This is a genomic window from Halalkalibaculum sp. DA3122 (assembly GCF_043951865.1).
In the GTDB taxonomy this organism is placed as follows: Bacteria; Bacteroidota; Rhodothermia; order Balneolales; family Balneolaceae; genus JAMQKA01.
Window position 1 is genome coordinate 15,448 of record NZ_JBINJF010000034.1, and the last position, 23,213, is coordinate 38,660.

Consider the following 23,213-nt stretch of genomic DNA (forward strand, 5'->3'; position numbering starts at 1 on the left):
TCACCGGATGGGTCGTTTGAGAGAGCGTTCACTGAATTCACTGTCTGAGAGCCCCTGATCAAATTGAATGTCTGAGAGTTCAAGAACGGTTTCATGGTTTTCATCCAGTGACACCATTCTCATCATTTTCCCCATCCAGTAGCCATCAATCTTTTCTACATTATCAATCGAAAGTTCTTTTTTTTGTTCTAACCGGTTATGGTATTCTACTTTCCAAAGTACAAAGTTGGAGGTATCGGCATGTATTACAAGGTGATGATAGTTGACATCCGCACCGGGTTTTGGTTCAAGGAATAAACGGTATTGTCCTTGTTGAGTCGACAATTCCCGGGCTATATAATCGTCTGCATAGACACTTTGGGACATGTCTTCATACGTAAAGTCCGTTCCCATGAAGTTTTCATTGGTCGCTGAGGAGGCAATTCTCCGTACCTTCCGAAAGGCCGGCAGGTAGAGATAGAGCCGGTCGGAATCCAGCCGCAGGAATCCGACACCCCGCACATCGGCCGGTTCCAAGAAACGCACCATCCGTAGCTCCTTCCCCTTTTGCTTGATTTCAACAACTCGCTTTTTTACCCGATTCTCCTCATCAATAAGTTTCATTTGCTCGGTAGCCGACATATCAGAAAAAGCATTTTGTACTGAGTCAATTTTTGCAAGAATTTGATCCGGCGATTGTCCAACAGCGGGAAGGGTTATAAACACAATTAACAATAAATTCAGGGATAGGATATATTTAAATAGTTTCATGGCGTTTCTCTTTTGTTGTTTCAATTATATCATCACTTGTAGAATGTCCGACAAGGTATTTTGGCTTTAGCCAAATGATTAACACAGCAAGCAGCGTGAGACTGAGGGTAGCGCTGACTAGCACGGTAAGCGAAGTGAGTCCTCCAAAACGACGAATATGCTGCCCGCCGGCAAACAGAAGCACCAAGAATCCCAGTCCCACCGCCAGGGCGTTGATCAAAATCGACATGCCGGTTGTTTTGATTGTTTCCTGCAAGGCCTGAAGTTTATCTCCGGAAGCGATCAGTTCATCCCGGTAACGAGAGATAAAGTGAATATCTGTATCGATGCCGAGCCCGATGGCAATGGAGGCAATCATAGCGGTAAATGAGTCCAGCCCAATGCCGAGGTATCCCATCACTCCAAAGTTGATTAGGATTGTTAGGGAAATCGGGATGATCGCAATCAGGGCAACTATGGTGGATTTGTGGATAATTGCCAGCAACACCAATACAAAAAGCAGCGCGGTCAACAGGCTCTTGATCTGGGTTGGCACAAGTTCCTCCTCCATCCCTTTCAACACCTGAGGCATCCCAGCCTGATATATTGAAACCGGTACTTCCCGTATAACCGCAGGGTGTTCATCACCGAAAATTTTATTTGCCAGCTTTGAATCCAGGAATGCTATGTTACTGTTTACGTTCCATAAGATGCCTTTCACATTTTTCCGGAAGTCTTCATCATTCTCGGGATTAAGTGACGATAACAAATCAATGGCTGGTAGGATCCTGGCCCGTCCAATTGTCGTATTAATGATATTTGCAAGTGAACCGGCCAGCCAGTCGGCATCTTCCCCAGGTAATGCAGGCAAGGCAGATACCAGCATGTTGCTTACCTCTCTGGCTGTCACCTGAATGTTATTTAGCTGGAGATCTTCAGCAATCTGATCCAGCACCTTCGCTCGTACGGTATCCTCAAGAACGATCTCTGCCTGTGAGCTTGCAAGGTACCGATTCAGTTGAACCAAGACGCTGTCTCTCGTCAATGGGCCAACTGTAAAATTCATGAGGTTATCTTTTACCTTATCCATGAAGGCGCGCCTCCATGATATTCCCTCTTTACTCAAATACCAGCGGAGTTCCTGCATCACCAATTGCAACTGCTCTTGCTTTACCAGTTGCCGTTTTTGAGAATCTAAATAATGCAGATTAACAGTACTTAGATGCTTCGGCAGTGTTCTCAGATAACGATTGATACTGTCTACCGAGGTCACCAACGTACCGGTATGCCACGTACCCATCTTAGCTTGAACCAGCCCCATATCAGAATCTGGCGTAACCATGCGTTCAATCTGGTCCTCCCCCTCAATCAGGAACCAGAGGTTAGAAACGCCCTGGTGCTTTTCCGGCACCTGGTAACGACCATTCATCACCTTGTTCATTTCTGCCATGACCGACCCCATGGAACTCGGTTTGCCCACTTCGGGAATGGTCTCCAGCCTACGTTCCACCCGGTGCATCAACTGAAGGATAGCCGGATCTTTTATATCCCCATCGACGACTACCTGTACCGGAAGCGAGCCTTCGAATTTCTCGCGCAGCATCATTTCGGCGTGATAGGGATCACTGCCTCGTGCCAGGCAAAGTGACCAGTCCACATCTTTTTCAATTTTAGGGATGGCAATAACCGCCAGGACAATTATGCCAAGACTACCTGCCAGAATTAATTTTTGGTGCTTATAAACACGAAATCCAAAACGGTCCAGAAAGTGATATTCTGATTTCACACTCTTGGTACCGGGGTTAAATCCTATGCCGAATGAAAGCAGTGCAGGAAGCAGTGTCAGAGTTACGATCAGGGCCAGGATAACTCCCACTGCTGTCAACAGGCCGAATTGTTGGATAACTGAGAAATCGGAGACAAACAATGAAGCAAACCCTACCGTAGTTGTAATCGTTGTAAGAGCGATAGGTGTGCCCATTTGCTTGAAGGTTTGCCGGGTGGCCTGTTTGGGATCGTTACCTTCATTACGCAACTCATAATAGCGTTTCATCAGGTGGATACCGTCGGCACTGCCCAGGGCCAGCAGAACCACCGGCATGATCCCGGTCAGCAGGTCGAATTCCAACCCGAAGATACCCATTAGTCCGGTTATGCAGATGACACTTACCGATACGACGATCATCGGGAACACCACGCCCGCCCAGTGGCGGAATCCCAAGTATAAAACGAGCACCAGTAAGAAAATCATAATTGGGATCAGCGTAGACAGGTTCTCACTGATCAGCAGGGTCATATTATACACCAAGAATGGGAGTCCGCCGAAATAGAGTTTGGCATTGGATTCCAGGTCTGAGGAATTTAACACATCGTCAGTTACGTCTTTGATACGCAGAGAGGTGGTAAACTGGTTGGACCCTGCCTTTCTACTTCCTTCGAACTGTAATAGAATGGTGGCGGTCCGGCCATCTTCCGATATCAGATTTCCGGTGTATCGCTCATTCCCAAGTACATAATCTTGTAATTCTCTTAAAGCTGAAGCCTCCGACGGAACCCGGTCCGTTTCGTATAGCCTGCCAACCTCCAGTCCCCATTCCGTCTCCCTAAAGTCAATCACATTTGATAGGCTTGTGACGTAGGAAATACGCTCAACCTCTTCGTAGGCCTCCGTCAGCCGGCTGATTAACTCCAAGTTTGACTGGGTAAACACCTCGTTATCGGAGTTCAACAACACCACACCCAAGTCGTTTCCACCGAAAATATCACCAATCCGGTTATATTTTTGCACTGCTGGATCATCTTGGCTAAGATAGGTCGAAAAATCAGCATTGAGGGACACGGAAAGAGTCTTCCAGCCCAATATTACCGTAAGTAGCAGGGTTGAGGTGATAATCCACCAGCGGTATCGAATAATTAGATCAGCTAATCGTAACATCATTATGGATTTTAAAAATTCGTATCCTGCTACTAGCAATCTACGGGGTGGCACCTTAAAAAAAGCTTAAATTAACGGGCTGAATTATTATTGCATTTACACCAATTATATTTTGTACCTGAAGGTTTATGAATTTGAATACCAGCCTGACAAAGATGATAGGATAGCATGAATAAGAAGTGCCATTACAGAAATATCTTTCTTTTTATTGTTCTTTACGCCATATCCATAATGCCCTTGATGGCTCAGAACAACAATCGCATGCTTATACACGAAATCGAAGGTAATCAATATGTGAAAACAGACTATTCACCAGAAGGGAAGCAGACGGGAAAACAGCTTCTCAAAGTTGAGACTATTGAAAAACAAAATGATCTGCTAAGAATGCCCGTCAAACTATACAGTTACAATAGAAAGGGTGACCTGGTGGACAGTACGAAGACAATCTATACTTGCAATCCAGATGAGCGTAGAATCTTGGTAAATCTCCTATCCTTCTCAGATTATGCAAAGGGCAGTGAAATAAAAATAAATGTAAACGGAACAAATGCTTTTTACCCCGGGTCTCCAGAACCGGGATGGAAAATGGAATCCATTAATTTTCAAATGAATATCGACAAGGGACTGGTGGGATTTCTGGGAGGAAAAAGTAAAGTAAATATCCACAACCGACGGATTGTATCTAATGACACCCTTCAAACCGAACGATATCAAATCAATTCAGAAGTAAATTTCCGCATTTATGTAATGGGTATAAAAATGAAAGAATTCGGATACCGAATTATAGAAATAATCGACAAAGAGGAAGGTATTATCTGGCAAAAATTCACTAGCGAAGATAATGAAAGCTACTTTGTGATTCGCTTATTATAAACAGAATTGAAAACTGAATAGATATCACATTTCCGATTTAGATGAAGATACCCAATCCTAAACAAACACAATTTACTAAAAAGCGGTACAACGCTACATCAGTTATATATAATCTGATGGAGTGGCCGGTCGAACATCTTTGGTATAAAAAATGGCGACAAAAACTTTGGCAGCAGATCCACGGTCCAAAAGTATTGGAAATTGGAGTGGGCACAGGTAAAAACATCCCGTACTATCCTGAGGACATTGAAATAACAGGGATTGATCTTTCTTCCGGCATGCTGAAACGGGCCCATAAGTTACTGCCCGACCATGCCAAAGATTGCATTACATTACGTGAAATGGATGCCCAGCAAATGGATTTCCCCGATAATACCTTTGATGATGTGGTAGCTACTTTTGTGTTTTGTTCGGTTCCCGATCCAGTGCTTGGCCTGAAAGAGGCTTTACGAGTCACGAAGCCCGCTGGCAAACTTTATCTGCTCGAACACATGAAGCCGGAACAATCCTTCCTGGCCGGGATAATGGAAAAACTGGATGCTCCCATTCATTACGTTACTGGAGTTCATATCGCCCGACAAACTGTAGCGAATGTTGAAAAGGCCGGCTGGAAAATAGAGCAAGTCCGGGATTTAACTGCCAAGGGTATTTTTAAAAGAATTGAAGCTTCTAAACCACACTAAGCCTGCTTATCTTCAGCCAGCGGGAATTCGACGACGAATGTACTTCCTTTTCCTTCTCCTTCACTGTAAGCTCGAATTTTTCCGCCATATAACTCTACAATGGCTTTTACAAGTGGCAGCCCCAGCCCACTGCCGGATTGATCCTGTACCTCTGACTCATTTGCCCGGTAGAAGCGTTCAAACAGGTGCTTTTTAGTTTTCTCATCAAAACCAATACCGGTATCGCTCAAGTGGATAACCGCCTTGCCGCTGCTGCGTTGTAATTGCAGATTTACCTCTCCGCCTTTGGGCGTGTACTTGACCGCATTTTCCAAAAGGTTATTTATTACCTCTTCAATATAGGCCCCGTGCGCCCGGACGTTGAGGTCGGGATCAATTTTTGTTTGAATACTGATATTCTTTGTCTGGGCAGTTTCCCGGTGTTGATCGGCCACTGCTTCTGTAATACGGCTGACGCTAACGATATCCGGTTTCGACCGGTGTACCGATTCTACCCGTGAGAGTTGCAGCAGCAGGTGCACCATTTCGCTCATCTTGCGAACTTCAGTCAGCATTCGCTCTATCGTTTCCTGGTATTCCTCTTTGGAACGGGGCTTACGGAGCATGATCTCGGCATCACTGCGCATCGATGACAGAGGTGTCATAAGCTCATGAGCCGCATCGGAGGTAAAACGTTTCTCTCGTTCAAATCCTTTTTGCAGGCGGTTGAGCATCATATTGAAGGTTTCGGCCAAGTCGGTCAGTTCGTCCTTTACCTGGTAATTGACCGGAATGCGTTTATCCAAATCGGTAGCCGTAATTGATTTCGCTGCTTCATTAATATCAGCTACCGGTTTAAGTGCTCTTCGGGACAGCCAGTATCCCCCCAAAATGGAGAATGCCACACTTATCGCAATCAGAACAAGCAAATATTGCCGGAACCGGCTCAACTCCTCATGCAGGGTCCACTCGAAACCCGTGACTTCCAACCATCCGCAGAATTCGCCTTCACTATTGTTAATAGGATAAAACAGTGTCCGCGCTGGAAAGTCCTGCCACTGACTACTGAACGAATATTCCTCGTGCGTATCGGGAATTTCTGTGTCCAACGGCTGTTTTGCATCCGAAAAGTTTGGGCTTTTATAGATCAGGCTGTCTTCCTGGCTATAGAGTCGAACATACGTGCCATATTCGACTCCGCTTTCAAGTGCTGCGTTCCTGCTATAACCTGTAAGATCAATGGAGAGTGAATCTTCGGTGTTTATATGGGGAAGCAACTGCTCAGCTTCAAAGCGTAGGTGCCGGTCGTAGTTATGGTGAATCGACTGGTGAAAGGTCTCATACAGGATGTAGCCAAACAGGCTAAGCATTATAAAAAGGCTAAGCCCATACCAAAATGCCAGTTTCTTAGAAATAGAAAGCCTATCGAAGAACGAAGTAATACGTGCCACTATGTTATTCTTCTGTATTTGTTAAATTATTATTGAGTCGGTAGCCTGCTCCTCTTATGGTTTCAATAACCTTTGAATTATCTTCCAAAAATACTTCCTCACATTCCTCGAAAGACTCGACCAGCTTCTGTCGCAGGGTCGAGATTGTAGCTTCAATCGTGTTGTCACTTACGTAATAAGCTGATCCCCAAACCCGCTCGGCAATCTGCGTCTTTGAAAACACCGTTTCAGGTTCATTTAACAACAGCTCCAATAAGATAAACTCCTTTGGCCGCAGCGAACGCTTAATACCGCATACCTTGACCCAGTGTTTGCGTGAATCCAGCTCAATAGGTCCTACCGAAATAACTTCATTATTCTGCATCTCCGAGGATCGCCGTCCCAATGCCCGAACGCGGGCCAGAAGCTCCTCAAAAGAGAACGGCTTGCCCATGTAATCATCGGCTCCCGCATCAAGGCCTGACACTTTGTGATCCAGGTCTCCGAGCGCGGTCAGCATAAGAACCGGGAATGTCCGGTCCTCCGCGCGCCAATGCTCCAGGATTTGCTTTCCGTCACGATTGGGCAGCCGCCAGTCCAGGATGACCATATCGTAATCATTCACCAACCCCTGCAGCTCGGCTTCCTCTCCGTCATGCATAACTTCCACTACATGCCCCTCTTCTTCCAGTCCACGTTTAAGGGAACGGGCAAGCTGTTTTTCGTCCTCAACCAACAATATCCACATAAAACCATAATTCTATTTCATGAAATAACACCTCTAAGATAAAAGACACTGACCAATAATGTTTTAAGCTAAATTTAAGGTTCGGTTCGTATGTTTCGGTTCGACATTCGGAACCGATGCTTTAGCTAATTAAAAACAATAGATTACACTGATTTATGAGTGACGATAATAATGGTATGAATCGCCACACTTTTCTCCGATATGCCGGCTCCTTAGCAGCTTTTGCCGGTGCAAGTGCAGTATTGCCGGGTTACGCATTAGCAGGCTTCGGCAGTGAGAAGCGAGATGTATTAACCCCCAAAGGCCCTGATAATGTCATTGATCTGACCATTGGGAAAATGCCGCACAAGATCGATGGGAAACGAGGCGAAGCCATAGGCATTAACGGTTCAGTGCCGGGGCCCTTAATCCGACTACAGGAAGGACAAGACGTAATGCTTCGAGTAACCAACGAGCTGGATGATACGACTTCCATCCACTGGCACGGGATCCTGTTGCCTTTCCAAATGGATGGCGTGCCCGGCGTTAGTTTCGATGGGATTGCACCCGGTGAAACCTTTGAATACCGCTACCCGGTACGGCAGAATGGCACCTATTGGTACCATAGTCATTCGGGCCTGCAGGAACAGCTCGGCCATTACGGCCCCATGATCATCGATCCGGCCGATGAAGATCCGGTAGAATATGATCGCGAATATCCGATCGTGCTCTCCGACTGGACCTTTGAAGACCCTCATGACGTGCTGGATAATGTCATATCACTGGATGCCTACTACAATTACCAGCAGCGTACAATCGGAGAGTTTGTTACGGATATAAAAGAGAACGGATTCGGAGATACCGTTAAGGACTACCTCTCATTTGGAAAGATGCGCATGAAGGCGACCGACCTCTTGGATATAACCAGTGCCACTTACACTTATCTTATGAATGGTCACGGCCCGGACTCCAACTGGAACGCCCTGTTCAAGAAAGGCGAAAAAGTTCGGCTGCGATTTATCAATGCTTCGGCGGGCACCACGGCTTTTGATGTGCGCATTCCCGGTCTCGAAATGACGGTAGTTCAAGCCGACGGCCAAAATGTAGAGCCCGTCCCTATCGAGGAGTTCCGCATCGGTATTGCCGAAACCTATGATGTGATCGTAGAGCCCAAAGAAGAAAAACCCTATACCATTTTTGCCGAATCCCTGGACCGCGGCGGCTATGCTCGTGGCACGCTGGCCCCGCGCGAAGGGATGGAAGCCCCGGTGCCTGACCTTCGTCCACGTCCCAAGCGTGATATGAAAGACATGGGGATGATGATGTCGATGGGCGGCATGGATATGAAAGGTGAAGACATGGAAGGAATGGACCATGGGGATATGAATCACGGAGACATGGATCATGGTAATATGGATATGTCCAAAGACCCCAAACCTCCTGTCAAACACGGTCCCGACAAGCACGGACCGGGTGCGGCGGCCATTGCCCAGAACCAGTTTGACCGGCTGGGCGAGCCCGGTATCGGCCTTGGCAATGACGGACGGAAAGTGCTTGTGTACAACGATCTAAAAAGCCTGCGTCCCAATAAAGACAAACGCGATGCACAGCGAGAAGTGGAACTGCACCTGACCGGAAATATGGAGCGTTACATGTGGTCCTTCGACGGCGAGCAGTTTCACCAGGTGGATGGACCTATCGAGTTCAAACACAACGAGCGGCTCCGACTCACGCTGGTTAACGACACGATGATGGAGCACCCCATCCACCTGCACGGCATGTGGATGGAGCTGGAAAACGGCAATGGCCAATACAATCCCCGGCAACACACCCTGCTCGTGCAACCGGCCCAGCGGATTTCGGCCCTGGTTACCCCACGCGACAAGGGGCGCTGGGCCTTCCACTGCCACATCCTGTATCACATGGAGCGCGGCATGTTCCGCGTGGTCCAGGTAGCGGATGAAGAAGGCAGTATTTATGGACAGGACTATTCATAAGTAGATTCAGCGAACTTTTATTAACGAATTCTATCTGACATACAAACTTGCATGATCATGACCATGATTAAACGCATATCAACAATCATTCTCCCCATCTTTGTTATCATCGCAATTGGCGGAAGTTCAGCCTTTGGCCAAAAGGCGCCCGAGTTCAGCAACAACCTGATGATGGACGATAAAACCTATGCCTATCTGATTGCCGACAAACTGGAATACCGCAGCATCGATGGTTCAAATCCTGTAATGTGGGACATAAAAGGGTATGTAGGCAAAGATCTGGGCAAATTCTGGTTTAAGTCTCACGGAGAAGCGGTGCCGACCGAAAGTGAGGCGCATATGGAATTTCAAGGGTTGTATAGCCGAGCTATCAGTCCATATCTTGACGTCACCGGCGGCGTCCGTTATGATTTGGCCTATGAAAAACACAACAAATCCCGGGGCTTTGCCACCGTCGGCCTGCAGGGTAAGGCGCCCTATTTCATTCACTTTGAAAGTGGGGTATATGTAAGCGAGGCCGGTAATATTTCCGCCGATTTGGAAGCTGAATACGACCTGCTGTTTACTCAGCGACTAATTGGTCAGCCCATTGTTGAAACCAGTGTTGCCGTGCAAGAGGTCCCCGAATGGGGTGTCGGATCTGGATTCAACAATATTGGACTTGGCTTCCGTCTCCGTTACGAATTTATTCGGGAATTTGCACCATATATTGGAATTAACTGGGAGCGCAAGCTCGGCGAAACTGCCGACATGGCACGATCCGAAGGTGGTCACGTCAGTAACCTGAGTCTGCTGGGCGGTGTTCGCATGTGGTTTTAGCGGATTATTCTATTACTTTTATCAATCAATACCAATTAACGGGGGTAACATATGCATGATTTTAATTTCTTTGGAGGGGGATGGATGATGTTTGTCTGGTGGTTTTTAATTATCGCGCTGGTCGCATTTGCCATTCGCGCGGTTATGAACGCTGGTCAATCCAGTCAGAGTCAGCGTAAAGAAACACCGATGGAAATCCTTAAACGCCGGTATGCTGAGGGCGAAATTGATGAAGAGGAGTTCAACAAGCGAAAACAGGAATTACTCAAATAGTTGAACATGGATAGAAAAACCTTCTTAAAATACACCGGAGCCGGTACCGGTTTCTTGTTGACCCCTTCTGTTATCACTTCCTGCATGGATGCCGGTACAAATGATTCAGATACCTATCGCTATCCCCTGCAACTGCCCGGTACCCTGGATAGTGATCAACTACGGGCGTCTCGCGACAACCTTACGATTGCTGAACAATATACATTAGACGGCTTACAATATAACAAGAGCCTGCCGGGACCAACCGTTCGCATTAAAAGAGGAGAGCGATTTCAGGTTCAATTCCAAAATGACATTGGTCAGGAGAGCATTATCCATTGGCACGGCATGATTGTGCCTCCCGATATGGACGGTCATCCCAAAGACGTAATTTCGGAAGGTAGTTATTCCTATAATTTTACAATCAATCAGCGAGCCGGGACGTATTGGTATCATCCGCATCCACACAAAATTACAGGTCCACAGGTTTATCGGGGCTTGGCAGGTTTTTTTATTGTCACGGACGATGAAGAAGAAGCCTTAAACCTGCCTTCTGGGAAATTCGAACTGCCGCTGGTCATTCAGGATCGAAAAGTAGATTCTTCCGGTAAGATATACTATGACCCTTCCATGCCGGAACGTATGATGACCGGCTATTTGGGTGACCATATTTTAGTGAATGGCATACCCAACCCTTATCACGAAGTACAGCCTCGTCCCTATCGGTTGCGATTACTCAATGGCTCAAATGCCCGGATCTATAATATTGCTTTTCGAAATGAGCAATCGTTTACGGTGATCGGTTCCGACGGGGGACTTTTACCACAACCTGTTGAATCTAAAGAGCTTTTACTGGCTCCCGGGGAACGAGCGGATATATTGGTGGATTTCTCTGAAGAATTTTCTGGAAACACCGCAGAACTAATCAGTAAGACATTTTCCATGCCTTCAAACGGTGGGATGATGGGCAATATGTCACAAATGATGGGACAAGGCGGACCGGAGCAAGGCAGCGAATTTCTACTAATGGAGTTTCGGATAGGTAATGAGGCCGACTCTTCCGCTCCAGTAGATCTTCCCCGGCAACTCTCTGATATTAATTTCCCCAATGAAGAGGATGCCGAGCGCACGCGAAGTATCGAGCTGAATATGGAGATGATGAGGGGCCACACTATAAACGACCGTTTATTTGAGATGCTTCGGGTGGATGAAGAAGTAACCCAGGGAGATACCGAGATTTGGGAGTTCGTGAACAACTCTGCTGTCCCTCATCCCATGCATATCCATGCGGTGCAATTTAAGGTACTAAGCCGCAGCGGGAGCCGAGGCCTGCTCCCAACCGAAACCGGATGGAAAGATACCACCCTGGTAATGCCGGGAGAACAAGTTCGAGTCATTATGCGGTTCGATGCTCCCAAGGGATTATATGTATTTCACTGCCATAATCTCGAACACGAAGATGCGGGTATGATGGCGAACTTGGAGATCACCTAAGTAATAACTATTCAATAATTTGAATTGATTATTGATCATAAATGGAAACTTTTATTCAATCATTTGGCGAATCAGCGAAAACGGCACTGGGCTTCTTCTGGAAGTCCGGTTGGGCTTTTATACTTGGCTACTTTGTCAGTGGGATGATCCAGGCATTTGTCCCCAAGAAAGAGCTCACCAAATATATGGGGGAGGCGGATTTAAAAAGTATATCCCTGTCCACCTTCTTTGGGGCCGCTTCCTCCTCCTGCTCCTTTGCCGCCCTGGCCGCGGCCCGATCACTGGTCAAGAAAGGAGCCCACTTCATCGCGGCTGTGGCCTTCATGTTCGCCTCCACCAACCTGGTCATTGAACTGGGTATATTAATCCTCATCTTTCTTGGATGGCAATTCCTGGCTGCTGAACTTATTGGCGGACTCGTTCTCATTGCCATAAGCAGTCTGCTTATCAAATGGACCTATCCGGAAAACTGGTTGCAGGCAGCCCGCGACAAAGTAGAAAGTGAGGGAGACGGTCTCACGGAAGATTTTGACTGGAAGAAACGCATTACCAGCAAAGAAGGATGGCAGCTGGTCGGCCACAAGTTTGTCAACGACTGGAAGATGGCCTGGGAAGATATCCTGATTGGTTTTACCATTGCCGGGTTTGTGGCCGTGCTGGTGCCCGAATCGTTCTGGACAACCCTTTTCCTGGCCGATGCCCAGCATCTACCTGACTGGCTGGTGACACTTGAAAATGCAATGATAGCCCCGTTTGTGGCGGCCTCCACCTTTATCGGATCGATGGGCAATATCCCACTGGCGACGGTACTCAATCAAAACGGGGTGCTCTTTGCCGGCATCATGGGCTTTATCTATTCCGATCTTATGGTACCGCCACTGGTGCACATCAACGCCAAATACTATGGCTGGCGGGTCGCCCTCTATATTGCGGGTGTGATGTTTGTCAGTATTGTACTTACGGCCCTGATCCTGAATGGGCTTTTCTCCTTTCTGGACATAGTACCGGAAAGCCGGCGGGTGGTTTCCGAAATTACCCAGTTTAAAATCGACTATACCTTCTGGATGAACCTCGTCTTTGTGTGGATCGCCGGTTGGCTGGTCTGGCAAAACAACCGTTACCTTGACAACCACGACATGAAGATGATGGATATGGAAGGCGGCGGCAAGATTAAGAAAGTTGCCGTCACAATATTTATCATCATTAATGTATTAGGATTATCAGCGTTCGCTTATACTCAACTGTTATAACAAATAGAACCTTGCATTATGGAACTAATTCCCGAATGGGCCCCTAACATACATCCGATCCTTGTTCATTTCCCAATAGCCATTATTCTGCTGGCAGTATTGATGGACTTTCTAAACTTCTTTCTACCCGACAAGTGGTGGGATGACCTGAAAACAACCATCCTTTATGGTATTGGTTCAATTTCGGCCATTGCTGCTTATTACACAGGCACTTTGGCGGCCGACAGCGTGTTTCTACCGTCGGGAGCTCAATCGGTTTTAAATGAACATGCCGATTGGGCCCTGTGGACCGTCTGGTTCTTTGGGATCTATGCCGTTCTGCGAATGCTACTCCACTGGTATCAAAAAATGGATCAGCAAGTGATTAGAGTTGGGTTGTTTGTCATTGCCTTGCCCGGAATATTCTTCCTTTATGAAACCGGGGACCACGGTGCCGAGATGGTCTTTGGCTACGGAGCCGGAACCGGTCAACTGGTAGAGCAGCAAAGCACTGCCTCAGTTTCCACGGATAGCCTGCAACAGGCCGGTTCAATGTTCACTGTCAGTGATAACGGCAACTGGTCTTGGGAGATCGGCCCCAACGGCGTAAGCACGTTGCTTTCCCGCTTCCGGTGGCTGGAAGGATCTGCTTCAGAGCTGCAACCAACTGTTGCTAACAACGGCAGTAATCACTTGCTTCAGATATCCCTTGATTCTACCTCTAATTTCTTTGTGGGAAAGAGTTCATTCCAAAACGTGCAGGTCGATTACTATCTGGACCTGTCTGATTTTGAGGGGAGTGTTTCGCTTGTCAACCACGTGCAAGATGTCCAAAACTATGATTTTGTGACGCTGTCTTCCGACGGCACGATATCCCAGGGGCGAGTCAACAATGGAAATCGTGAAGTGTTTGCCGAAGAATCCTACTCCGCTTCGGGCATACTGTTTATTCGCACGGTCGGTAACGGCACTCATTTCCGGGGATATATCAACAAAGAGATGGTTGTTCACGGCCATGGGGATGCTCCCGAGGCCGGAAGTGTGGGGTTAAAGCTAAATGGAAATGGAACCATACTTATTGATCGGTTGACCTTAACCCAACTCAATTAATCATTAAAACTACATTATGCTTACTCGAATATCATTAACTGCAGTTCTCCTATTTACAATTGGAACTTCTATATCTGTAAGTCAGCCTTCGGCATCAGAGAAAAAGGTAATCAAGACGCTTGACGCATTCCATCAGGCAATTATCGATAATGACAGTCAGGCAGGCAAAAACCTGCTATCAGAATCTGTAAGAATCCTGGAAGGCGGGAATATCGAAACCAAGGAGGAATATTTATCACACCACTTTCATTCTGATGGGAAATTTTTGAGTGCCATGAAACGGGAAGTTGAGTCCCGCAATGTTTCGATTGATGGCAATACTGCCTGGGTCTCAACACAAACCCATACCTGAGGTACCTACAGCGACAGAGAATTGGATCTTAACAGCCTTGAACTGGCTGTTCTCAAGAAAGAAGGAGAAAACTGGAAAATTACTGCCCTTCACTGGTCTTCAGCCAGTCGAAACTAAATCCTAGCTCATACTTTCTCTTCAAGTCCTGCATTATTCATGCAGGACTTTTTTTATTGGAAACCCCTCGATGATTTAAGGTTCATTTAAGGAAGACAGTGTTAGTTTAGTCAGAAATAAGATAAGAAACTCTTTTTTATAACTGATTGAACTAAATACGCGGCTTTAAAAAATGAACAATCTTCTCTACACACCCCTGATATTACTTCTTTCCTTTTTATTGACATACCCATTAGCAGCAGAAGGACAGACTATTGATTCAACACTTGTTCTGGATGAACTGATCCAAAAAGTATTGGCCCAAAACCCTGAACTACAATCTTCCTATCAGGGATGGGAAGCCAGCAAAACCCGAATTTCTCAGCAAGAAGCCCTTCCCGATCCAACACTGGGTTTAAATCTCATGAACCTGCCGGTCAACAGTTTTGCCCTGGACCAGGAACCGATGACCGGTAAGCAAATCTCACTGATGCAGCCCTTTCCTTTCCCGGGTAAGCTCAGCCTTAAAGGAGACATTGCACGCAGCGAGTCGGACATAACTTTGCACCAATATCACGAGCTCAAAAATCAGCTAATAAAGAAAACCAAGCAGGCCTATTACGATCTCTATTACATAGATCAAGCCCTGGCTACCGTTGCCAGCAACCAGGAACTGCTCAGGGAATTCGTGGAAATCGCGGAAACGCGATATGGTGTGGGCAAGGGCATTCAGCAAGATGTACTGCGAGCACAGGTGGCCCTTTCCAAAATGATTGACCGCGAACTCAAGCTTCGCCAGCAGCGTGAAGCGATGCAGGCCCAAATTAACACACTGATAGATCAACCGGCAGATGCCCCGCTTGGGAGAGCGTTGGCTTCCGAACCGAAACCGTTAGAGTACGAATTAACCTCACTCATCCAGCAAGCCGACAGCACCAGTCCCATGCTCGCAGCATGGAAAACGGCTGTAAAACAGAGTGGGCAACAGGTAGATTTGGCTCTCAAAGACCGCTATCCCGATTTTTCGGTAGGGCTGGCCTATACCCAACGAAACGAACTTCAAAACGGAATGGCGGGCTACGATTTTGTCTCGGCCATGTTCAATGTCAAGATTCCACTGTTTTACAACAAGAAACAGGACAAAAAGGTACAGGAGACCCGGATTAGGCAATCTTCCGTGGAATATCGCTACCGAAATGTAGCAAACTCCGTTGAACAAATGCTCCAGCAGTCGTTGACCAACCTTGAAAAACACCGGAGGCTGGTTGATCTCTATAAAACCGGCATTATTCCACAGGCCGAAGAATCCCTGGAATCTTCGATGGCCGGTTATCAAAATGATAAAGTGGACTTCCTTTCCCTGCTCGACAGTGAGCTGACGCTTTTTGAATTTCGCCTCGATTACCATCGATTTGTGGCCGATTACCATAAGGCCGTAGCAGAACTGGAAGCCCTCACCGGCACCGACCTTTAAACCATTTTAGAACACAGAACAATGAGGACCAACACCATGAATACCAAATCTATACTTCTTTCCCTGGGTGCAATTGCCATCTTTACACTGGCCGGCTACTGGCTGGGGACACAATCAACAGACACGACTGCTTCAATTCCTCAGGCTGCTGAAGAGATGCAGCATGATGATATTCAGAAGGATAAGAAATCAGAAGCCTCCCAAAAGGGAGACCGAGAAATACTGTATTGGCAGGCCCCGATGAACCCCAGTGAGATATACGACAAACCGGGCAAATCGAAGATGGGAATGGACCTGGTGCCTGTTTACGCGGATGAAGCCAACAGTTCGGAAGGGATGGTTAAGATCAATCCGGTCGTTGTCCAAAATATGAATGTGCGAACGGCAACTGTTCAGCAAAAAGATCTTTCCACTACGGTCAATGCCGTTGGCAAGGTCGAATACGATGAGCAAAAGCTATACAACGTGAACCCCAAAGTTTCCGGGTGGGTGGAACAACTTTATGTGGATTACACGGGTAAAATGGTCCAACGGGGACAACCGCTATTCAGCATCTATTCACCGGAGCTGGTGACTACGCAGCGAGAATACCTGCTGGCTCTCAAAACAAGAGACAAAGTGGGTTCCAGCAGTTTTGAACAAATCCGCGCCGGAGGTAACAGCCTACTTGAAGCCACCCGAAAGCGACTGGAATACTGGGATATTCCTGATTCAGAGATAAAAGAACTCGAACAAAGCGGCGAAGTTAAAAAAGCGGTGACATTGAAGTCTCCTGCTACCGGCGTTGTACTTCATAAGAATGCAGTGGAAGGTGAATTTATCAAATCAGGTACACCGGCCTATAAAATCGCTGATCTTTCAACTGTTTGGGTGCAAACCAGCGTATACGACTACGAGGTCCCTTGGATTGAAGAAGGGCAACCTGCCCAGATGGAACTTTCCTACCAACCTGGCAAAACCTATCGGGGTACTGTGGCCTACGTATATCCCAGCCTGGACCAGAAGACCCGAACGGTTCAGGTACGCCTGGAATTTCCCAATCCTGATCTGGAACTGAAGCCGGGCATGTTTGCCAATGTCCGTATTCAAACACGTCCCAAGCACAATGTTACGGTCATTCCCAATGAGGCCATCATCCGAACCGGGGAACGGAACATCGTATTTGTTGCCAAGGGAGAAGGGGCTTTTGAGCCACGAGAGGTAACCCTGGGCATGGAAGGCGGACAGCGCAATAATGAAATAGAGATACTGGAAGGGGTAAAACCGGGCGAAGAAATTGTGACCTCAGCCCAGTTCCTCTTCGACAGCGAGAGCCGTCTGCAGGAAGCTATTCAGAAAATGCTCCAACAAAAGACGAGTTCGTCTGACGAAGAAATGCAGGAAATGGATATGTCCGGCGGTGAAATGAACCATGAGAAGATACCGGAAGACACTACCGATCATTCAAACATGAATATGTGATTCCACAGGTAACCTTATAGCGCAAACCCCTATTAATATTTTGGAGACTTAAGCAATGCTACAGAAAATAATTGAACTATCCGTCAACAACCGCTTTATGGTAATTATCGCCAGCATTCTCTTGCTGGCAGGCGGTACCTATGTGATGTATCAAACCCCGGTGGATGCGATCCCCGACCTCAGTGACGTCCAGGTTATCGTATTCACCAAATACCCGGGTCAAGCCCCACAGGTGGTTGAAGATCAGGTTACCTATCCGCTGACCACCACCATGATGTCGGTTCCCAATACAAAAACAGTACGTGGCTACTCCTTCTTCGGGCTTTCTTTTATCTATATCATTTTTGAGGATGACACCGATATGTACTGGGCCCGAAGTCGGGTACTTGAATATCTCAATACGGCAGGAAGCAACCTCCCAGAAGGTGTTACCCCCACCCTTGGGCCGGATGCCACTGGTGTTGGATGGGTCTATGAGTATGTCTTGGACGGGGGCGACCGATATGATCTCCAGCAACTACGCTCCATTCAGGATTGGTTCCTAAAGTATGAACTACTCAGTGTCGATGGGGTAGCTGAAGTGGCCAGTGTGGGAGGACACGTCAAACAGTACCAGGTCGAAGTGGATCCGGATAAACTGTTGGCCTATGATATCCCATTATCGAAAGTAAAAATGGCGATCAAGCGCAGTAACAATGACGTAGGTGGGCGCCTGGTAGAGATGAGTGAAACCGAGTTCATGGTCCGCGGTAAAGGTTACATTCAAACCGTCGCAGACGTAGAAGATGTGCCTATTGGCACCGATGGTAACGGCACCCCGGTGACCATTCGCAATGTGGCCAATGTTCAAGTAGGTCCAGACCTGCGACGTGGAGTAGCTGACTGGAACGGCGAGGGAGAAACTGTGGGAGGCGTGGTCGTAATGCGATATGGTGAAAATGCTCTCCAGACCATCGACAATGTAAAAGCCAAACTGAAAGAACTTGAAAGCGGCCTGCCGGAGGGCGTAACTATTAAAACGGCCTACGACCGCTCCAGCCTGATCAACCGGGCCATTTCATTTTTGGAACACAAACTCCTTGAGGAGAGCATTGTAGTTGCTATCATCGTGATGATATTCCTGCTGCACTTTAGGAGTTCGCTGGTGGCTATCATCAGCTTGCCGATCGGTATTTTGGCCGCCTTCCTGGTAATGTACTTCCAGGGGATTAACGCCAACATCATGTCGTTGAGCGGAATTGCCATCGCTATCGGGGCCATGGTGGATGCCGCCATCGTGATGGTGGAGAATGCCCATAAACACCTGGAAAAAGACCGGGGGAAGAAAGGGCACTGGCGGATTATAATAGATGCTTCCAAAGAGGTGGGGCCGGCCCTGTTCTTCTCCCTGCTGATTATTACGGTCTCGTTTCTACCGATCTTTGCCCTGGAGGGGCAGGAAGGCCGCCTGTTCAAACCTTTGGCCTTTACCAAAACCTATGCCATGGCCGCCGCGGCTCTGCTATCGGTCACGCTGGTACCAGTACTGATGGGATACCTGATCCGCGGAAAAATTCAGCCGGAACACAAAAATCCGGTCAACCGCTTTTTAATCTGGATCTACCGGCCGGTAATCAACTTGGCACTTCGTTTTAAATGGACCACGATCATAGCCTCCATTGCGATACTTGCCATTTCCATAGTGCCCCTGCAGCGACTCGGTTCGGAATTTATGCCTCCTATCGAAGAGGGAGACCTACTTTATATGCCGACCACCGATCCGGGCATCAGTATCACCAAGGCAAAGGAACTGCTGCAGCAAACCGATAAAGTTATCGCCAGTTTCCCTGAAGTGGAATCGGTCTTTGGTAAAGCAGGACGAGCACAAACTTCTACAGATCCGGCACCACTATCGATGTTCGAAACAATTATCCAGTTAAAACCTGAAGACCAGTGGCGGGAGGGCATGACGATGGACAAACTAAAGCAACAGATGGACGAGGCCATCAAGATTCCGGGCCTTACCAACGCCTGGACCATGCCGATCAAAACCCGGATCGATATGCTTTCCACCGGGATCAAAACACCGATCGGTATCAAGGTGACCGGCCCCAACCTACAGACGCTTTCGGATCTTAGCCAGGATATTGCCTCAGTGGTACGGGATGTACCCGGTACCCTGAGTGTGTTCGCCGACAAGACGACGGGCGGAAATTACCTGGACTTCAATATCAACCGCAAGGAAGCGGCTCGATATGGACTGACGACCGGGGACGTGCAAGATGTAATCCAATCAGCTATCGGAGGCATGAACGTGACCGAGACCGTGGAGGGGCTGGAACGCTATCCGGTGAATGTGCGATATGCCCGTGAGAACCGTGAAAACCTTACGGATCTCGGGCGGGTATTAATTCCTACGCCTTCCGGCGCTCAAATACCCATTGAATATGTGGCCGACCTGCAGATCCGCAAAGACGCGCCGGTGATCAAAACCGAGAATGCACGCTATTCCAGCTGGATCTATGTGGACCTAAATACCTCCGATATCGGAAGTTATGTGGATCAGGCTCGACAGACTGTGGACGAGCGTCTGGAGCTGCCAACCGGCTACAGCCTGGCCTGGAGCGGGCAGTACGAATACATGGAGCGGGCCAAAGAGCGCCTGCAAGTGGTGGTCCCGATCACACTGCTAATCATTTTTTTGCTGCTGTACTTTAACTTTAAAAACCTGCAGGAAAGTCTAATTGTGTTACTGACGCTGCCCTTCTCGCTGGTGGGTTCCTTCTGGCTGATGTATATCCTGGGGTATAACCTTAGTGTAGCCGTAGGAGTGGGTGCTATCGCCCTTGCCGGTGTGGCCGCTGAAATCGGCGTGATCATGCTTACCTACCTGGATAATGCATATAACAATCGTAAATATAACGACAAGATGAATAGCCTAGAGGACCTCAAACAGGCCATCTTCGAAGGATCGGCCCAGCGTATCCGCCCGATATTCATGACGGTCTGTGCCATTACCGGCGGCCTGCTTCCTATCATGTGGGGTACAGGGACTGGGGCAACCGTTATGAAGCGAATTGCCGCCCCGATGGTCGGGGGTATGGTATCAGCAACCATACTCAGCCTTGTTGTGATACCGGTCATCTACTACCTCTGGAAAAGTCGGGAAGTAAAAAAATTAGCAGCAACAAATGAAGACCAACAAATAAGCAATTAACAAATTATGGGCTCCTCTCTTTGGGGCCCATAATTCAACAAAGGTGGCTACTATGAATGAAATAAAAGCATTTATTCGCAAACGAAAAGCAGAAGAAGTTATTGACGGGTTAGAAGCCCAAGGCTTCTGTTGTATGACTCTAATGGATGTCATGGGACTCGGTAGGATGTCGGATCCCCAAAAAGCACAACTATCGATCAGCATTGCCGAACGGTTCTCTGATATTGTAAAACTGGTTGTGGTCTGCGGCCAGGATGACACGAAAGAAGTTATTGAGGTTATCCGAAATCACGCCCGAAGCGGTCAGCCCGGAGATGGAATTATCTATGTAACCCCGGTATCGCAATCGATTCATATCCGTAGTGGAAAAACCGGTGATGACTTTTTACAAAGTGAAAGGCATACGCACTAACAAGCTCTAATTAAATTCAGATAAATCTTATGAAATCGAAGACTTTTATATTTTTAGCATTACTAGTAATAGGTATAGCTGGATCCGTAATTTGGGTGATTATCAGTGATTATAATGAGCGCCAAAAACATATGGCTACTTCAGTAACAGAAGCCGTTATGTTTAAAAATTCCGGCTGCCAATGCTGTGATAAATGGGCAACCTATATGGGGCGGTATGGACATAATATTTCTATCCAACCTGTAAGTAACATGCCGGAAATCAAGGATAAAAACCATATCCCCAGCGATATGGAATCATGCCACACTACGCTCATTGACGGCTATGCAGTAGAGGGCCATGTGCCGGTAGAAGATATCAACCGTTTACTTGATGAACGTCCTCAGGCTGTGGGAATATCAGCTCCTGGCATGCCATCAAGTTCTCCCGGCATGAATACCTCGTTTAATACCCCTTATGATGTTTATCTTATAGACCAAGAGGGTAATAGCCGGATTTATGCCAGTCATTAACACTTTTAACTTGTTGCAGTAAAGTGAGAACGCTTCTACTTATTATTTTTACGTTATTTGTTTTAATAGCTATCAGTTGTTCCAGCGAATCATCTGATCAAAAAGAACCGGTTACCAGGGGACGTTGGTTTACCGAAAAACAATTCAATATAGGCAAACAGGTATTTACTACTTATTGCGCGAGCTGTCACGGAACGAGAGCCCAGGGAATTGTTAAAGATTGGAAACAGCTGAATCCCGATGGATCTTTTCCGGCGCCTCCACTAGATGGCTCGGCCCACGCCTGGCATCACCCCATCAGTGTACTTGTCCGGCAAATCATTGAGGGAGGTATAAAGCTGGGAGGAACCATGCCTGCATTTGGCGACACATTAAGTGATGAGGAAGTCATCGCAGCGATAGCATACTTCCAAAGTTTCTGGGATAAACAAACCTATGACCGATGGGTACAGATGAATGCTGACCAATAGTTTAGCTCTTCAATTATCCAAAAGTAAAAGACAATTTAAGCTTACTTTAAGCAAAGGTGTTGTTACTTGTAGGTAGAATCTTAAATACATACTGACAATGAGTAGTAACACTCAGATTTTATATATCAAGAATATGGTTTGCCCTCGCTGTAAGCTTGCAGTTAAGAAGCTGTTAACTGATATGGGATGTGTCGTTCTTGCTGTTGAGTTGGGACAGGCGGTTGTTAGATCAACAAATCTTCCTGCTTTATCCGAAATTGCCACAAAGCTAAGGACTATGGGATTCGACCTTTTATCTACACCAAAGACCAGGTTAGTGGAACGGATAAAAATTCTGTTGATAACGCGTTTAGGGGTTAAGTTTTTAACAATTTTAAAATAAAAAAGGCCATGCAAGTGCTTGATATTAAATATCTTAGGAGTGTTAATCTTCACAAAAACACCCTGCTCATGCATGACCTTAAAACCAATTTCGACAAAATTTTACCCATCGTCAAAGAAACCTTGGCCGATTTTCTTAATTCGGATCTGAACTTGCAATTTTATCCGAATAAGCCTCCTATGGCTGATGCTCATATTATGAGCTTGGCCCTGTTGCAAGAGGCCTTAGGCATTGATAGTGAACATTGGTTTTGGAGTAAACTCCAAGCTGACTATACCCATGCGTTCCCCCATCTGCCTCACCTGAGCTGCTATAACCGTCGTCGCAGGCGACTGGCCGGTTGGATCGAAAAATTGGCTAAGTTGTGGGGACGCCAAATATGCCCCTATGAAGATACCTACTTGGTGGACAGCATACCCATACCTGTGGCAAATATTGCCCGTGAGCACTCCACAGCAGTATGTCGCGAGCATTTCCACAGCGCCCCAGACAAAGGCTACAGTGCCATCACCGACCAGTATTATATCGGCTACAAGCTGCATTTGGTAGTGAGTTTGGACGGGGTCTATCAGAGCATGGATCTGACCAAAGCCAGTGTCCA

At 47.1% G+C, this 23,213-nt stretch carries 19 protein-coding genes and 1 pseudogene; 16 read left to right on the forward strand and 4 right to left on the reverse strand.

Annotated features, from left to right (window positions below; genetic code table 11):
- Together ACG2F4_RS16820 and ACG2F4_RS16825 are read right to left on the reverse strand one after the other, a co-directional pair.
- Positions 1–750: an outer membrane lipoprotein-sorting protein gene (locus tag ACG2F4_RS16820; protein ID WP_395262055.1), complete on the reverse strand. Its 750-nt coding sequence runs from the start codon at positions 748–750 to the stop codon at positions 1–3.
- Entirely contained in the window at positions 737–3,667 is a 2,931-nt protein-coding gene (locus ACG2F4_RS16825; RefSeq protein ID WP_395262056.1) for an RND family transporter, read from the reverse strand. Before ACG2F4_RS16825 ends, ACG2F4_RS16820 begins: the two co-directional genes overlap by 14 nt.
- Positions 3,668–3,904: 237 nt before the next feature.
- Here ACG2F4_RS16825 and ACG2F4_RS16830 point away from each other — a divergent pair, with 237 nt between their 5' ends.
- Both ACG2F4_RS16830 and ACG2F4_RS16835 read left to right on the forward strand, forming a co-directional pair.
- The gene (locus ACG2F4_RS16830; RefSeq protein WP_395262057.1) at positions 3,905–4,537 is read left to right on the forward strand and encodes a hypothetical protein; all 633 of its coding nucleotides are present in this window, start codon (positions 3,905–3,907) and stop codon (positions 4,535–4,537) included.
- 41 nt (positions 4,538–4,578) lie between these two features.
- Positions 4,579–5,220, forward strand: a complete 642-nt coding sequence (locus ACG2F4_RS16835; RefSeq protein ID WP_395262058.1) for a class I SAM-dependent methyltransferase — start codon at positions 4,579–4,581, stop codon at positions 5,218–5,220.
- Here ACG2F4_RS16835 and ACG2F4_RS16840 read toward each other — a convergent pair.
- On the reverse strand, positions 5,217–6,569 hold the full coding sequence (locus ACG2F4_RS16840) for a sensor histidine kinase (RefSeq protein WP_395262059.1): 1,353 nt from the start codon (positions 6,567–6,569) through the stop codon (positions 5,217–5,219). The two genes, ACG2F4_RS16835 and ACG2F4_RS16840, sit on opposite strands and share 4 nt — an antisense overlap.
- Before the next feature lie 85 nt (positions 6,570–6,654).
- Positions 6,655–7,377 (reverse strand): response regulator transcription factor, encoded by a 723-nt coding sequence (locus ACG2F4_RS16845; RefSeq protein WP_395262060.1) that lies wholly within the window; start codon positions 7,375–7,377, stop codon positions 6,655–6,657.
- 155 nt (positions 7,378–7,532) lie between these two features.
- On the opposite strand from ACG2F4_RS16845, the gene ACG2F4_RS16850 reads away from it, so the two are divergent.
- The 14 genes and pseudogenes from ACG2F4_RS16850 to ACG2F4_RS16915 all read left to right on the forward strand — a co-directional run.
- A complete protein-coding gene (locus ACG2F4_RS16850) occupies positions 7,533–9,353 on the forward strand; it encodes a copper resistance system multicopper oxidase (RefSeq protein WP_395262061.1) in 1,821 nt (606 codons plus the stop codon).
- 63 nt (positions 9,354–9,416) lie between these two features.
- Positions 9,417–10,172 (forward strand): copper resistance protein B, encoded by a 756-nt coding sequence (locus tag ACG2F4_RS16855; protein WP_395262062.1) that lies wholly within the window; start codon positions 9,417–9,419, stop codon positions 10,170–10,172.
- 51 nt (positions 10,173–10,223) lie between these two features.
- A complete protein-coding gene (locus ACG2F4_RS16860; RefSeq protein WP_395262063.1) occupies positions 10,224–10,445 on the forward strand; it encodes an SHOCT domain-containing protein in 222 nt (73 codons plus the stop codon).
- 6 nt (positions 10,446–10,451) lie between these two features.
- Positions 10,452–11,918, forward strand: coding sequence for a multicopper oxidase family protein (locus ACG2F4_RS16865; RefSeq protein WP_395262064.1), 1,467 nt, complete (start codon positions 10,452–10,454; stop codon positions 11,916–11,918).
- Between the two features lie 41 nt (positions 11,919–11,959).
- Positions 11,960–13,168 carry a permease gene (locus ACG2F4_RS16870; protein WP_395262065.1) on the forward strand — a complete coding sequence of 403 codons (1,209 nt, stop codon included), beginning with the start codon at positions 11,960–11,962 and terminating at the stop codon, positions 13,166–13,168.
- 18 nt (positions 13,169–13,186) lie between these two features.
- Positions 13,187–14,257, forward strand: a complete 1,071-nt coding sequence (locus tag ACG2F4_RS16875; protein ID WP_395262066.1) for a DUF2231 domain-containing protein — start codon at positions 13,187–13,189, stop codon at positions 14,255–14,257.
- 16 nt (positions 14,258–14,273) lie between these two features.
- On the forward strand, positions 14,274–14,609 hold the full coding sequence (locus ACG2F4_RS16880) for a nuclear transport factor 2 family protein (RefSeq protein ID WP_395262067.1): 336 nt from the start codon (positions 14,274–14,276) through the stop codon (positions 14,607–14,609).
- A gap of 289 nt (positions 14,610–14,898) precedes the next feature.
- Complete coding sequence (locus ACG2F4_RS16885; RefSeq protein WP_395262068.1) at positions 14,899–16,179, forward strand: TolC family protein; 1,281 nt, start codon at positions 14,899–14,901, stop codon at positions 16,177–16,179.
- Between the two features lie 36 nt (positions 16,180–16,215).
- Positions 16,216–17,640: an efflux RND transporter periplasmic adaptor subunit gene (locus ACG2F4_RS16890; protein ID WP_395262069.1), complete on the forward strand. Its 1,425-nt coding sequence runs from the start codon at positions 16,216–16,218 to the stop codon at positions 17,638–17,640.
- 55 nt (positions 17,641–17,695) lie between these two features.
- Positions 17,696–20,836 carry an efflux RND transporter permease subunit gene (locus tag ACG2F4_RS16895; protein ID WP_395262070.1) on the forward strand — a complete coding sequence of 1,047 codons (3,141 nt, stop codon included), beginning with the start codon at positions 17,696–17,698 and terminating at the stop codon, positions 20,834–20,836.
- 52 nt (positions 20,837–20,888) lie between these two features.
- Positions 20,889–21,248, forward strand: a complete 360-nt coding sequence (locus ACG2F4_RS16900) for a P-II family nitrogen regulator (protein WP_395262071.1) — start codon at positions 20,889–20,891, stop codon at positions 21,246–21,248.
- A gap of 29 nt (positions 21,249–21,277) precedes the next feature.
- Entirely contained in the window at positions 21,278–21,760 is a 483-nt protein-coding gene (locus tag ACG2F4_RS16905; RefSeq protein WP_395262072.1) for a DUF411 domain-containing protein, read from the forward strand.
- A gap of 23 nt (positions 21,761–21,783) precedes the next feature.
- Complete coding sequence (locus ACG2F4_RS16910; RefSeq protein ID WP_395262073.1) at positions 21,784–22,230, forward strand: c-type cytochrome; 447 nt, start codon at positions 21,784–21,786, stop codon at positions 22,228–22,230.
- A gap of 396 nt (positions 22,231–22,626) precedes the next feature.
- Positions 22,627–23,213: pseudogene (locus ACG2F4_RS16915) on the forward strand (hypothetical protein); the annotation flags it as partial.

Coding starts and splice junctions, on each gene's coding strand:
- ACG2F4_RS16890 (WP_395262069.1), top strand. CDS start 16,216: ATGAATACCAAATCTATACTTCTTTCCCTGGGTGCAATTGCCATCTTT.
- ACG2F4_RS16875 (WP_395262066.1), top strand. CDS start 13,187: ATGGAACTAATTCCCGAATGGGCCCCTAACATACATCCGATCCTTGTT.
- ACG2F4_RS16855 (WP_395262062.1), top strand. CDS start 9,417: ATGATTAAACGCATATCAACAATCATTCTCCCCATCTTTGTTATCATC.
- ACG2F4_RS16830 (WP_395262057.1), top strand. CDS start 3,905: ATGGCTCAGAACAACAATCGCATGCTTATACACGAAATCGAAGGTAAT.
- ACG2F4_RS16845 (WP_395262060.1), bottom strand. CDS start 7,377: ATGTGGATATTGTTGGTTGAGGACGAAAAACAGCTTGCCCGTTCCCTT.
- ACG2F4_RS16900 (WP_395262071.1), top strand. CDS start 20,889: ATGAATGAAATAAAAGCATTTATTCGCAAACGAAAAGCAGAAGAAGTT.
- ACG2F4_RS16820 (WP_395262055.1), bottom strand. CDS start 750: ATGAAACTATTTAAATATATCCTATCCCTGAATTTATTGTTAATTGTG.
- ACG2F4_RS16835 (WP_395262058.1), top strand. CDS start 4,579: ATGAAGATACCCAATCCTAAACAAACACAATTTACTAAAAAGCGGTAC.
- ACG2F4_RS16905 (WP_395262072.1), top strand. CDS start 21,278: ATGAAATCGAAGACTTTTATATTTTTAGCATTACTAGTAATAGGTATA.
- ACG2F4_RS16840 (WP_395262059.1), bottom strand. CDS start 6,569: ATGCTTAGCCTGTTTGGCTACATCCTGTATGAGACCTTTCACCAGTCG.
- ACG2F4_RS16870 (WP_395262065.1), top strand. CDS start 11,960: ATGGAAACTTTTATTCAATCATTTGGCGAATCAGCGAAAACGGCACTG.
- ACG2F4_RS16880 (WP_395262067.1), top strand. CDS start 14,274: ATGCTTACTCGAATATCATTAACTGCAGTTCTCCTATTTACAATTGGA.
- ACG2F4_RS16895 (WP_395262070.1), top strand. CDS start 17,696: ATGCTACAGAAAATAATTGAACTATCCGTCAACAACCGCTTTATGGTA.
- ACG2F4_RS16850 (WP_395262061.1), top strand. CDS start 7,533: ATGAGTGACGATAATAATGGTATGAATCGCCACACTTTTCTCCGATAT.
- ACG2F4_RS16825 (WP_395262056.1), bottom strand. CDS start 3,667: ATGATGTTACGATTAGCTGATCTAATTATTCGATACCGCTGGTGGATT.
- ACG2F4_RS16885 (WP_395262068.1), top strand. CDS start 14,899: ATGAACAATCTTCTCTACACACCCCTGATATTACTTCTTTCCTTTTTA.
- ACG2F4_RS16860 (WP_395262063.1), top strand. CDS start 10,224: ATGCATGATTTTAATTTCTTTGGAGGGGGATGGATGATGTTTGTCTGG.
- ACG2F4_RS16865 (WP_395262064.1), top strand. CDS start 10,452: ATGGATAGAAAAACCTTCTTAAAATACACCGGAGCCGGTACCGGTTTC.